7 protein-coding genes are annotated in these 13,713 nt (G+C 35.0%); 1 reads left to right on the plus strand and 6 read right to left on the minus strand.

The features are described from left to right. Window positions 1–2: 2 nt before the first annotated feature. From ASE21_RS14405 to ASE21_RS14415, 3 genes are all read right to left on the minus strand, one after another. A complete protein-coding gene (locus tag ASE21_RS14405) occupies window positions 3–3,287 on the minus strand; it encodes a SusC/RagA family TonB-linked outer membrane protein (RefSeq protein ID WP_057123385.1) in 3,285 nt (1,094 codons plus the stop codon). Window positions 3,288–3,359: 72 nt separating this feature from the next. Further along, a complete protein-coding gene (locus tag ASE21_RS14410) occupies window positions 3,360–4,283 on the minus strand; it encodes a FecR family protein (protein ID WP_057123386.1) in 924 nt (307 codons plus the stop codon). Window positions 4,284–4,366: 83 nt separating this feature from the next. Then, window positions 4,367–4,891 (minus strand): RNA polymerase sigma-70 factor, encoded by a 525-nt coding sequence (locus ASE21_RS14415; protein ID WP_057123387.1) that lies wholly within the window; start codon window positions 4,889–4,891, stop codon window positions 4,367–4,369. Between the two features lie 264 nt (window positions 4,892–5,155). On the opposite strand from ASE21_RS14415, the gene ASE21_RS14420 reads away from it, so the two are divergent. Next, window positions 5,156–6,214 (plus strand): phosphatidylinositol-specific phospholipase C1-like protein, encoded by a 1,059-nt coding sequence (locus tag ASE21_RS14420; RefSeq protein ID WP_057123388.1) that lies wholly within the window; start codon window positions 5,156–5,158, stop codon window positions 6,212–6,214. Window positions 6,215–6,681: 467 nt separating this feature from the next. Here ASE21_RS14420 and ASE21_RS14425 read toward each other — a convergent pair whose 3' ends face one another. From ASE21_RS14425 to ASE21_RS14435, 3 genes are all read right to left on the minus strand, one after another. Beyond that, window positions 6,682–8,607, minus strand: a complete 1,926-nt coding sequence (locus tag ASE21_RS14425; RefSeq protein ID WP_057123389.1) for a metallophosphoesterase family protein — start codon at window positions 8,605–8,607, stop codon at window positions 6,682–6,684. 227 nt (window positions 8,608–8,834) lie between these two features. Then, on the minus strand, window positions 8,835–11,699 hold the full coding sequence (locus ASE21_RS22325; protein ID WP_242410280.1) for an RICIN domain-containing protein: 2,865 nt from the start codon (window positions 11,697–11,699) through the stop codon (window positions 8,835–8,837). 256 nt (window positions 11,700–11,955) lie between these two features. Beyond that, a complete protein-coding gene (locus ASE21_RS14435) occupies window positions 11,956–13,587 on the minus strand; it encodes a glycosyl hydrolase family 18 protein (RefSeq protein ID WP_057123390.1) in 1,632 nt (543 codons plus the stop codon). Window positions 13,588–13,713: the final 126 nt, after the last annotated feature.

The raw sequence follows: 13,713 nt of genomic DNA on the forward strand, positions 1-13,713 counted from the left end.
ATTTATAATTTTAAAGTTGCTCCGAAACTAAACGTTCTGGAAGTTGGATAAGCAGCATAATCAATACCAATAGACTGGTTTCCTCCGCTTGGTTTCGGGCTGTTAATTAATGGATCAAATCCTGAATAATTTGTAATTGTAATCAGGTTATTTCCTGTTACATAAAGTGTTAATCCCTGTAACCAGTTTACTCCTTTTAAATCTAAATTGTAACCAATACGCGCTGTATTTAATCGGATAAAATCAGATTTTTCTAAGAAAAGAGTAGATAAAATTGGTGAGTTTGTCGGGTTTGCCCCAGACTCATAATATCCAGTAGCCACGTTACGATCTGATGCTAAATTGTTAATATTTAAAGCATTTAAACCTGTATTATTCAATAAGTAACCTCCAGTCTGTCCAATGATTGAAAACGAAAAGCTTAAGTTTTTATATTTCATATCACTATTAAGACCGTAGTAAAAAGTTGGAAGAGCTCCCTCTATAATTACTCTGTCGCTGTTATTAATTTTACCGTCTCCGTTTTGATCTTTAAATATGTTTGCTCCATTTTGGTCAAAACCAATATGCTGTAATAGGTAGAAAGATCCTGCCGAATAACCGCTTTTATAAATGTTAGCCGTTACACCAGACTGTCCCGGCCCTGAAATAGTTCCGGTGTAGATTTCTGAAACTGGTAAATCTTCAATTTTGTTGTTTAAAGTTGCACCATTTACATCTACATTCCAGCTGAAATTTTTAGTATCAACTAATTTTGAACCTAACATAAATTCAAAACCTTTGTTGACAATTTTTCCGTCGATATTTGTCCACACTGTAGATGTTGGGCTCAATGGCGGCGAAGGAACATTTAAGATTGCATCTGTAGTAGTTTTGTTAAAATAATCAAGCGTTCCGTAGAATTTATCATTCCATAAACTAAAATCTACACCAAAATTATATTGCGTTACAACTTCCCATTTTAAATCAGGATTTGGAGTTCTCACAACAGAAACTCCGTTTACTAAATTCAAATCATCGTATAAATAATATCCGTCTGCACCAGATAAAGAGTAACTTGCTTTTGTAATTTTATTTTCAACTTCCTGATTTCCTGTTTGTCCCCAGCTTGCTCTTAATTTTAAGTTGCTTACAGCAGTTACATTTTCTAAAAAACTTTCTTTAGAAATATTCCATCCTAAAGCAAATGACGGAAAATAACCGTATTTATTATTATCACCAAAACGAGTAGAACCGTCAGCTCTCATCGAAGCTGTTAAAAGGTATTTATCGTTGAAAGTATAATTTAATCTTCCAAAATAAGACTGTAATTCATTTTCCTGTGCATAACCTGAAAGTACCGGCAGAATACCTTTGAAACCAGGATTAATTTCCGGTTTTACACCTACTCCTTTATCAGTGATTCCTTCAATACTGAAACTTGTTCCAGATCTTTCAAATTTCTGATAAGAAAAACCGCCCAAAGCTTCAATTTTATGTTTGTCTAATGTTACATTATAAGTTAAATAATGCTCGATTAAGGAGTTTTTTGAATCCAGATTATTTTGAACATATTTACCTATTTTACTAATATCTGTAATATTTGGATAAATAGTTGTGTTTCTTTCAGATGTTGAACGATCGACACCAATGTTTAATTTATATTCTAATCCGTTTACAATTCTAAAAGAAGTTTCTAAGTTTCCTAAAACCCTCAATGTACGCGTCTGATCTTCATAAATACTTAATAAATAAGCAGGATTGTAATGCGCGTTCATATTGAAGTTTGTATAATTTCCATTAGCATCAAATACAGAACGCGTTGGGTTTGCCATTAAAGTATGAACGATCAATTGTCCGTTAGAACCACCGTCATCACTTGTAGGAACACCGTCGTCTGTTGTCTGGCTCGCTGTAAGGTTGAATTTTAATTTTAAACGCTTGTTGTCTAAAAATGATTCAGAAGCATTAAGTCTTCCTGAAATACGTTTGAAATTACTGTTACGAATAATTCCTTCCTGATCCATTTGTGCAATAGATGCATAATAATTTCCTGATTCTGTCTGCTTTGCAAAAGACAATGCATTATTTTGAGTAATGGCAGATCTGAAAATTACATCCTGCCAGTCTGTATTTCCTCCGTGATCAAATGATTTATCTTTAATAGCATTTCTGTACTGGTCTGCACTTAAAACATCTAATTTATTAGCAACAGTAGAAACTCCCATATAAGAATCAAAAGTAATTGTTCCTTCTCCTTTTGAACCTTTTTTAGTTGTAACCAAAACAACTCCATTCGATCCTCTCGCACCGTAAATTGCGGCTGCAGATGCATCTTTAAGAACTGTAATCGATTCGATATCACTTGTATTCAAAAAGTTTAATGGATTTTTTGCTGTTGAAGATCCAAAACCAACATTTGTTCCGGTCGGACTTACATCATCATTAGCCAATGGCATTCCATCAACAACAAATAAAGGCGTACTTCCGCTTCTGATAGATCCAACTCCACGAATTGTTACGTTTACTCCTGCTCCCGGCTCACCACTTGTACTTACAACACGTACACCGGCAACTTTTCCCTGAAGTAAATTATCTACAGAGATATTTACACCTTGTTTGAAGTTTGCTGCTTCAAGCTGCGTAACTGCTCCGGTTACATCTTTTTTAGATTGTTTTCCATAACCTACCACCAAAACTTCATTTAATTCTGATGTACTTGGCTCTAACTGGATTGTCATTAAACCAGCTTTTGCAACAGCAATTTTAGTTTTATATCCTACATACGAAACTTCGATATTTTTTCCTTCTTCTATAGAAAGTTCAAAAACTCCGTCAAAATCAGTTACCGTTGAGTTAGTACTGCCTGATTCCAAAACTGTTGCACCCGGAATTGGCACATTGTTTTCGTCAACAATTTTTCCTTTTACTCTGATCTTGCCTGCTGCTTTTGTGTTAACCGCTTTTACAGCAGCTGTTTTTTGAATTAAAACTAATTTTCCGTTAATGTTATAATTGAAATTAGCTTTTTTAGAAAGGTCGCTTAAAATTGCAGCAACAGATGCTTCCGTATAATTTACTGTGTAAACAGTATTATCAGCAATAACAGCTTGTCCGTAACTGAACTTATAATCAGTCTGCTGACTTAATTTTGAAAAAATAGAAACAAGAGTTGCTTTTTCTATTTTATTTTCTACATTTGATTTTTTTAATGAATTAGTTTTACTAAAACCACTCTGGATGGTCAGTAACGCCAGTACTAAAAAGATAAAACTCTTTAGATTTAAATAAGAAGGTTTAAAATACATGATTTAAGTTATTGGTTTTTTACGATACTTAATTATTAATCGCAGTTGTTCTCAGCAACTGCTTTTTTGTTTTTAATCCACTTTTACTATTTCGCCATAAACTTTGAATTTTAGGTTTGTGATATAATTTATTTGTTCTAAAACATTCTCTAATGCTGCGTCTTTTTTAATAAACACCGTTAGCGGCGCTGCTAATACCTGTTCATTATTGTATTGAAATGAAACACCGTATTTATATTGTAAAATGGCAATAACTTGTTTAAGTGTCGTTTGATTCAGCATCACATCTGTATTGTACCAATTGACCAGAAATGATTTATCTGCCTGTTGTTTTGTGAGTTTTTCAGATTCGAAAACGGCTTCTTCATTTGGAACTAAATCAACGCTCTGCCCTTTTGAAGTAACATTTACCTTTCCGGTCACAACAATTACTTCGCATTTTGATTTAGACATTTGAATGTGGAATGAAGTTCCCACAACTTTCGTTTTAACCTCTCCGGATGTAATGATAAATGGGTGTTTTTTATCTTTGGCAATTTCAAAAAAAGCATTTCCTTTTAACAAAGAAACTTTCCTTTCGCTGCCCTCGAATTTTTCAGGATATTGAAATGATGAGTTTGCTGCCAGATAAATTTTCGAGCCGTCACTTAATTGGATAGATTTGGGAATCGATGACGTTTTAAATGTTAGTTGTTTATCAACAACAATTTCAGTTTTAAAGAAAAAACCAAGACCAACAAGAAAAAGAATACTGGCAGCCGCCATATATTTTAAATACGGTTTTATAGTCTTCTCCTTTACCATTCGAAGCTGAATCCCGTCGTATATATTTTTAGAAACTTCATCAGAATTTCCCATTGAAGCTTCATTCCAGTCTGCATTTTGATATTCGCTTAAAGCAAAATTATGCAGCAGATTTTCTTCTGCCTCTGAGGTTTTATTTCTTGAACTTTTATCTATAAGATATTCTAAACTATGTTTGATTCTTTTTATCATAATACTTATTGTTACCTATAAGTACCAGAATTATCAAATCGTACTATCCTCAAATATTATGAAACTATTAACAGAAAGTTATCTTAAAAATTTTCTCTAAAAAAGATAATTGGAGCCAGCCAGGCCAGATCTTTCAAGCCTTCGCGCAATTGTTTTAATGCCGATGAAATTTGATTTTTTACCGTTTGTTTTGAAATTCCGAGTTCATCTGCAATCTGTTCAATTGACATATCCTGAAATTTATACATGAGTAAAACCTCTTTCCTTTTCTCCGGAAGTTTATCTAATAAGGAATAAAGTAAATCCATTACTTCGGGATCAATCGACGAAAAGTTGTCGATAATATAGTCTTCAAATTTATCCTCCATAATCGTTTTATCGAAACGATTATTCTGGTAATGTTTAAAAATCTGATTTTTTACCGCTCTGAATAAATAAGGTTCGATTGCATTAATATTCAAATCGTCTTTTCGTTCCCATAAATCGATAAAAACATCCTGAACAATATTCTGCGCCAAATCTTTATCCTGAGTCATTGTATAAGAAAAGGCATTGAGTTTCTGCCAGTAATCGGTATACGTTTTTTCAAAAATTTCAGGATTCTTCATTGGTAATTTCGGTAGCATTTAGTACTGTAAAATAAGGAAATGCTGCACCAATACTTTTTTCCTGAAAGTTATCTTTAAATTAAATTTGAAATACATTTGTTTTATTAATACTACTATTTTGGGCTAAAAATTACAGTTGGTTTGCGATTTCTTTTTCTTTAGCTAACACAAAAATTAAATACCAATTCTATTTTAGTATTCTCTAAAAATGCAATTCTCTGTTGCTGCGCTTCCTATTTTTAATCCTAATTTCATCTAAAAATCATGAAACAAATTTTGTTTGCATTGCTTTTTGCCGGGACTGTACAACTAAGTCTGGCGCAAAATGACAACCTAAAAATTAACCAAATACAAGTTATTGGTTCACACAACAGTTACCGTCATAACATTGAACCTGATTTATATAATTTTATTCAGGCAAAAGATACTACACGTTCGTTAAAAGGTTTACAATACACGCATATCAGCATTACAGAACAGTTAAACAAAGGTTTGCGCCAGCTCGAAATTGATGTTCAACCCGATACTCAAGGTGGAAAATTTACACACCCAAAAGGTCTTGACCTTGTAAAGTCACAGGAAACTTACGACCCAAATGGAGAAATGAAAAAACCGGGTTTTAAAGTTTTTCATATGATTGATATTGATTTTAGAACTTCCTGCTATACGCTGCAGGGATGCCTTGCCGAACTAAAAAAATGGTCTGACGCAAATCCTGATCATGTTCCTGTTTTTATCACGTTAGAGCCAAAAGATGATGATAGTTTTTTAGGGACAAAAGCCGAGAAATTTACACCTGAACTTTTTGACGCCTTAGACAAAGAACTTCGTAAAGGTCTTGGAAATAAGCTAATTACACCAGATATGGTACGCGGAAAACACAAAACACTTGAAGAAGCAGTTTTAAACCACAACTGGCCAACACTTAAAAAAGCTAAAGGGAAATTTTTGTTTATTCTGGATAATAATAGTGCGAAAAGGGATTTATATGCTTTAAATCATCCTTCGTTAAAAGGCCGTGCCATTTTTATTAATGCTGAACCCGGAAAGTCGGAAGCAGCGACTATTTTCAGAAATAATCCGGAAGATCCTTCAATAGCTGATTTAGTTAAAAAAGGCTATATAATAAGAACCAGAGCCGATGCTGATACCAAAGAAGCCAGAGCAAATGATTACACGCATTTTAATGCTGCAAAAACTTCAGGCGCACAAATCATCACTACAGATTATTATCTGCCAAGTACTTTCTTTAATTCTACTTATCAAATTAAATATGATGATGGAACTTATGTGAGAGTTAATCCGGTTAATGGCGGTAAATAGTTTTCAGTTTTCAGTCGCAGTTTTCAAGCTGTGACTGATTTTTTTAAACGCAAAGGGAGTAAAGGTTTTTCGCAAAGAACGCTAAGTTTTTATTATAAACATAAAGTTCACAAAGCTTTGTCTAATAGCTTTGTGAACTTTGCATTTTAAAAAAATCTTCTTTAAAAATCTTTGCGCCCTTCGTTAAAAATTCACAGCCACAACCTTAATTATGATTTAAAACTATATATAGTCCCTACGGGACATTTTTTATGAATTACATTTTTTCTACCGACATTTAACTCCTGACGGAGTTACCTCGCAAGAGGTTTAATATCGGTAGAAAAAAACACCCAAATATGAAAATGTCCCTTAGTGACTACACTTTCCTTTATTTACAAAACACAAAAAATCCGATAGGCTTTAAAAACCTGTCGGATTTAATCTTTGTGGTTAAAATACTGAAAACTGTGACTGCGACTGAAAACTTATTTCACATCCTTAATTTCCCCTGTTTTCAAATCAACAGTAAAATGATCTGCAGGAACTTCGTGCATGAATTTATTAAAGATTGTCAGGAATAATTTCATTTTTTTCTGCAAAGGTTTTTCGTTTACAGCATTTGCATTTTCCAAATACAATTTTGATAAAACTTTGTACGCCTTTACACGTTTTTCGCCCACATCGGCAAGAGCGAGTTCATCGGCACTTCTAAAACGATAAAAATCGATTAAAAGATCATTTCCATTCCAGTTGAAATCTTCTTTCCTGAGATTATTCTCTGCAATTATTTGTTCAGCTTTTATCTGAGCTTCATTCCATTCTTTTTGAAATTGTGCTTTATTTTTCAGAATGAAATCAAAATCCTTATCCAGTTGAATAGTAGCTAAAACCAATAAATCCTGAGCAGTAACATTCAAAATAAAATCTTTAAAAGCTGAAGGCCAGTCATCTGACAAAAATCTTAAGCGGACTAATTCCTTTAAATGAAAATCGGTAAAATCGTGATAATTTTTAGTTTTTAGAATCTCAATATTCCAAATATCTTTTGCATGCTGGCTTTCTAAAAAATGATATTCCATTTTATACAAGTCAAAAAGTTCATCAAATCCCGGAACCTCATCAATTGTAATAGTCTGAATGTCGACAAGATTATCTTTTTTAATTGTCAATAATTTATAAGCCGGAATATAGGCCGCAAGCGAAGGTGTCTGAATATTGACCAGAGTATTGCCTTTTGCAGTTGTGCGCAATCCTGTATCATTGATGTGCATGTGTCCGCCAAAATGGATTTTCAATCCTGTATCGGCAAAAACCTGTGCTACTTCTTCAACAGGAACTCTGTTTAACTGCCATTTGTCTGGCCCTAATAATTCTTTTATTTCTGCCGAAGCATCATCATTAAAATCAATCATTGGAAAATGGCTGAAAGCAACCAGAGTTTTACCCCGAAGTCTGGCTTCCGCCGAAATATCCTGAACCCATTTAATTAGATGTTTTTTGTTTGAAAGTACATTATTGTAACCTGTACCTGCTTCAGCATAACTTTTAGAATCTTTTGGGTCGCCATCATTTTTTTTGGGAATATAAACATTGCCGTCAATTGCCATTAACCAGAGTCCGTCAATTGGCTCAACGACATAACTTACATCCGGAACTTCATATCCGGGTGCCACATTATAAACTCTTTTTGTCAGTTTTGAAGCTTCTACAGCTTTTTTATAGCTGTAATTATGAGAATTGTAGCCGGCAAAAGGTGTCGACCAGAATTTGTATTTTTTATTGGGATAAAACCCAAAATTTTGCAGATCGTTTGTTATACCAAAATAACCCATTTTAGCAATATCGGCTGTTATGACAACTGGCTGTTCGATTTTCATGTTTGGCTTATACATGCCGTCTTTGCTAAAAATGGGCTGGCTTTTTCCTTCATTACCCAAAAAATCTTCTTTTCCTGATTCCTGAGCGAAGGGTCCAACCGGATCATGATTTCCGGTGGTTATAAAAAACTCAATACCATATTTTTTATGGTACTGATCTAAAATTTTCTTCAGTCCACGTACGTGAATTGGCTGTCCGTCATCCGTATAATCACCCGGAAGTGCAGCGTATTTTATCTTTCGTTTTACAATATCTTCAAGAGCAGCGATGAAGGCAAAATAATTTTCATTGAAAATTCTCGTCGAATGTAACTGCGAGGCCATCGTTCTTATTAACGTATATTTTCCTGTTTTGGTATTCAGAACACCTTTAAAATCATTATCATAAAACGTACCAAACAAATCCTGAAGGTGAACATCTGATAAAAAAGCAACCTGAACGCCTTCTAAATTCTTTTGTTTTTGGCCTGAAATTGTAAAGTTGAATAAAATAAAAAATGATAATGTATAAAGAGAAGTAAACTTTGATTTCATAGTTTTTAGCTTTTGCAATATGGGAATTGTTAAAAGTTTTGAGCTTTTAATATGCAGCAATTTTATTGATTTAAAGCCGAAATGAGTTTATGCTATTGTTATGGAATAATAATATTATAAGAACGGTAAAAATTTCCATAAAAAAAGGCTGTCAGAGATGACAGCCTTTGCTTACATTAAAACCTAAAATTTAATGCATCTAAAACCATTATGGCAAATGGGTAAGCTTATTTTTTTATAAAACGTTTTATTGTTTTTTGTCCGTCTTTTTCAAAAACAACAAAATAAATTCCTTGTCTCAAATGCGAAACATTTAAAGTATTGTCATTTATTTTTTGTGATGAAACGATATTTCCTGTTTGAGAATCTACCACTTTAAGGTTTCCTCCTGAAACATCATTTGTAAAGAACAGTGTTTCTGAAACCGGATTTGGATACACATTAAATGCCGTTTCTTTAACTTCATCGCCAACAGCTGCTGAAGCAGTTGGTGCTCCTGCTCCAACTTTTGTAATTCGGATCCAGTTGATGTTCATTCCGGTATTTTGAATGTAGATTCCAAAATTATAAGTTCCTGCGTTTACATTTACGGTCTGCGTAACAGTCTGCCAGTTTTGCCATCCTCCGGTATTTGGAATATCAACATTTCCTAAAATAATAGTACCGCCGTTTAAGTCAGATGATAATCTGCCGCCTGCAACAGCACTTGCAACTCTGTACTCAATTAAATAAGAACCTGTTGTTGGGAAATTAATATTATTGTACGCCAGCCAGTCACCGGTTTCGGTATAACCCACATTAGAACCTCCGCCGGTGTCTGTAGTGGCTTCAACCTGAATTCCGCTCATTGCAGAATAATCTTCAGCCTGAATTAAAGTAGAAGTTTGTGCTGTAGTTGTTGCAATCAGTTTCCATTGTCCGCACGTCTGGTTATTGTTATCCCATTGTTGTACAATAGCTCCCGAAGCTGTACTTGCTCCGGCAACCTCAACGATTCTTCCGCTGTGACGGGCCACAATTTTATAAAATCCGTCTCCTGTCGAAACCAAAATAAACTGCTGATTCGTAGTTCCGTTATACGGATATTGTTCTACACGGGCACCATTGGCTTTATTAAAATTATTGACATCCATAGACTGCCCGCTATGATTTGCAATAATCTTATACATTCCGTCTCCTAAATGGGTCAGTGTGAATTTTTGATTGTTTCCTGAATTAAGACCGCCCTGATTTATGCCTGCACCGTTTGACATGCTAGCATCCCAGACATCCATATATAAACCGCTGTTTCTGTTTTGCAAAAAGAAAGTCTGGTTTCCTAATGTTGTTACACCATTGGCAATTACACGAATAGAACTTACTTTATCATTCCATGTGGTATTTAAACAGGAATTATCAGAATTAATGACCGTAGAAGCTCCGGTAAAATTATCATCCTGATATAAAATTGCCTGATAGCCCTGCGTAATTTTTAGCGAAGAAATATCATCATTTAAAACCCCAAGAGAATTTAATCGGGCCAGATTATAATCTCCAATGGTTAACCCACCAGAAAAACCGGTATAATTACAATCTTTATAAACTGTAATTACATCTGTCGAAGGATTAATATTTCCTCCCGGCGGAATCGTTCCCGTAATAGAATAACTTCCTATAGAACCATAGGCAGAATAACCGCCGCTTCCGGCATTTCCTGCTCCGTTTCCGTCAACTCCAATAAAATATTTTCCCGCAGGAAGATTTACATTCATAGAAGCATTTAACGCAAAAGGATCAGAATTCCAGTATGTTCCCATCTCAGCTCCAGCTGAATTATATAAACGAATTAAAAGATGCAGGTTTCCATCTCTCGAAACCGTGTTGGCATTTATAGAAACATTTCCTCCGCCAGTTGTAAATGTGAAGAAATCATAATCAGCTTCGCTAGAAATAATTCCGTTTTTTTGATTGATCGCACCACTTGCATTATAATCTAAATTAGCTGCAGATGCGGTATTATTTCCGTAATCGTCACTTCGGTATCCAACACCAAATTTAGAACCTGCAATTGTCGCAACATCATCCTGAAGGTTATTTGCAAAATTGTATTCTCCTTTGCTCCATTGTACAACAGGTCTGTAATAACCTGCACCCATAATTGGTGCCCACGAAGTTCCGTCTAAACCTAAAAAATAATCTTCTGCAGGATTTGTACGTCCGTCGTGACCAAGATCGAAGGTATGTCCAACTTCATGTGAAGAAGCATCTCCGCCAGATTTGCCTGAAGTAATAAATACCCAGCAAGGCACATCGTTATCCCAGTTAAAAGAACCAATATACGCCACGCCTCCCGCACCCGGAGCTGCAGTATTGGTTGGTGTTACCACAACTCTCATTCTTCTGTTTCTTGGATAAGAATTAAAAACAGATTCGCTTGTTGTTACATTTACATTAAAAGGACGGTAATCTTCAGACACTACTTCCCAATGCTGCTGTACAGCTGCATCGCTCATTCCGGATGGTGCTGCATTAATGGCATTTCCGTTATTCCAAAGATTTCCTGCCGGCATATTGTAACCGTCAAAATCTAACATTATGCAGCCTGCTGCGCCTGGTAAACTTTGAAGATTTAATAAAGCCGGTGCAATTTCTGCAGCTGCTGCAGTTGTTTTGTTTGCTGTATTGGTTGGAAGGTTTTTGTAATCAATACAAATCAGCTTATTGATATCAATTTTTTCAACAAAAGCATTTCCCTGAGCATCAGAAAAATATTTGTAAGCTTCTCTGGTTTTCTTCAGAATAATATGCCCTTCCAGCGACTGATCTTTTACCTTTAGATAAAAAGAAGATTCTGCAACATTTTTAATTTCTCCAATTAAAAATTCGCTTGCTGCCTTTGATTCTTTGTAATTTATTTTTCCATTAAAAGTCCTGGAATCAGCCTGCAGTACTATTGTTTTTTCTGTGTTTTTTGAAACCGCAGAAGAAACTAATTCATTTTTTATTTTATTCAGGAATGTTTTGCTCGACCCTAAAGAAGTCTGTGCAGAGGCATAATAGCCAAAGGCCAGAAATACAAGAAAACTTAACCAGAATCTGTAATTATTTTTCATATAATTTGGGGTTAAAAGAGGTTACAAATTAAAATTGAGATTTTAATACATAGAGACATAGTTTTCATTTTAAACAAAGACGTTTCACTCGCATAAACAATCATATTGTTTTGCGCTTAGCTATGTGTAAAAAACTAGTTTTTTAAATTAGTTTTTTTTTAAAGAAAAAATCTGTGGTTCTATGTGCCCAAAAACAGCCAATAAAGAAAAACACCATCCTTTTCTATGAAAAGAGAAGAATGGTGTTTTAAAAACTTTATTTTTTAATAAAACGTCTTACCGTTTTGATTCCGTTTTTCTCTAATGAAATTAGGTAAATTCCACTTTTTAAACCAGAAACATTAATGCTGTTGTTGCTTACCGTTTGAGAGGAAACAGTCGCACCGCCTTCAGAATTGATAACCGTTACATTAGCTCCGGAAACCTCTGAACTAAAGAAAAGTGTTTCTTCTGTTGGGTTTGGATAAATTGTAACGCTTGCAATATCTGCAGCCGGAGCCGGAGCAGCTGATTTTGCAGCCAGACCCGACGCTGATTTAGTAATTCTGAACCAGTTTATATTAGCTCCTGAATTTTGAATGTAGATTCCAAAATTATAAGTTCCGGCATTTACATTTACAGTCTGCGTAACCGTCTGCCAGTTTTGCCATCCTCCTGTATTTGGAATATTTACAGCACCAAGCTGAATTGTTCCGGCACTTAAATCTGATGAAATCCTTGCTCCGGAAACGGCACTGGCAACTCTGTACTCAATTACATAATTTCCAGATGTTGGAAAATTAACATTGTAGTAAGCCATCCAGTCACCTGTATCGCAGTAACCAACATTTAATCCGCCGCCGGTATCCGTTGTAGGTTCTGTTTGAACACCGCTCATTGTGTTATAACTTTCAGCCTGAATTAAAGTTCCTGTACCGGGAGGATTGCTCCCTGTAATAACCTGGTTTACGGCTGTAAGCAGTGACTTTGAGCCTGTCGCATCCTGAGACAATTCCCAAATCATAACTCCTCCTGCATTTTGAACGGCAAAAGTTGTTTTTGCTTTGATGGTTGGAATTCCGTTATAATAAATAGTATTTCCAACCTGGTCTACGTTTTCTGCTCCCGGATATTGTGCTACGATATTAGCATACGAAATTCCCTGATTGGCAGAAGCTCCAAAACCATATCCGTAAAATGGTAATCCAATAATGGCTTTACTTGCCGGTAATCCTCTTCCTGTCCAGTAATTAAACTGATTTACAGCCATACTGTACGGAGAATGCTGTCCTGGGTTGTTTGGCGCCCATGGTCCTGTGGCATCATAGGCCATAATATTGATCCAGTCATAAGCTGCAAAAGTAGATGAAGGTACATTTGCACCACCATATCCTTCTGAAAGCGCTGCCGAAATCAACTTACCATTTGCATGCAGTTTGTTAGCAAGTGCAATTACAAATCCGCCGTAGTCTCCGTTTATTGCAGGACCTTCTAAATCTACGTCGACTCCGTCAAAATTGTGAGCGACCACATAATCGTAGATTTTTTGAATAAAAGCCGTTCTGTTTGCCGGGGTAATTAAATTAAAATAATTATCGCGAATAGCTCCTCCTTCAGAAACAGAACCTCCTCCAAGAGAAACAAAAACTTTAATGTTTTGAGCATGCGCGGCATTAATAATGGTATTGCTTCCGGAATTAAAAGTTAAATATCCGTTTGCATCGGGGTTTTCAAACGCAATATTAATGTGCGTTAATTTACTGTACTGAATAGTACTTGAAAATGAATTCAAATCTATCCAGTTCGGAATGTAGGCTATTACTTTTTTCTGGGCTGTCGCTAGATTAAAAACACCCAATACTAAAATAATCATGCATTTCTGCAGCATTGTTCGGTAATTGTTTTTCATAATGAATTGTTTAATAGATTAATAAAACTTGTAAATTTTGGGGGAGAATTGAAATTTTTGATTTAAGAATTCAGTTTTTAGATTGATTAACAAATCATGGAAAACCAATCTAAAAACTGAATTCTA

It is taken from the genome of Flavobacterium sp. Root901 (assembly GCF_001429765.1).
In the GTDB taxonomy this organism is placed as follows: Bacteria; Bacteroidota; Bacteroidia; order Flavobacteriales; family Flavobacteriaceae; genus Flavobacterium.

Coding starts and splice junctions, on each gene's coding strand:
- ASE21_RS14405 (WP_057123385.1), bottom strand. CDS start 3,287: ATGTATTTTAAACCTTCTTATTTAAATCTAAAGAGTTTTATCTTTTTA.
- ASE21_RS14410 (WP_057123386.1), bottom strand. CDS start 4,283: ATGATAAAAAGAATCAAACATAGTTTAGAATATCTTATAGATAAAAGT.
- ASE21_RS14415 (WP_057123387.1), bottom strand. CDS start 4,891: ATGAAGAATCCTGAAATTTTTGAAAAAACGTATACCGATTACTGGCAG.
- ASE21_RS14420 (WP_057123388.1), top strand. CDS start 5,156: ATGAAACAAATTTTGTTTGCATTGCTTTTTGCCGGGACTGTACAACTA.
- ASE21_RS14425 (WP_057123389.1), bottom strand. CDS start 8,607: ATGAAATCAAAGTTTACTTCTCTTTATACATTATCATTTTTTATTTTA.
- ASE21_RS22325 (WP_242410280.1), bottom strand. CDS start 11,699: ATGAAAAATAATTACAGATTCTGGTTAAGTTTTCTTGTATTTCTGGCC.
- ASE21_RS14435 (WP_057123390.1), bottom strand. CDS start 13,587: ATGAAAAACAATTACCGAACAATGCTGCAGAAATGCATGATTATTTTA.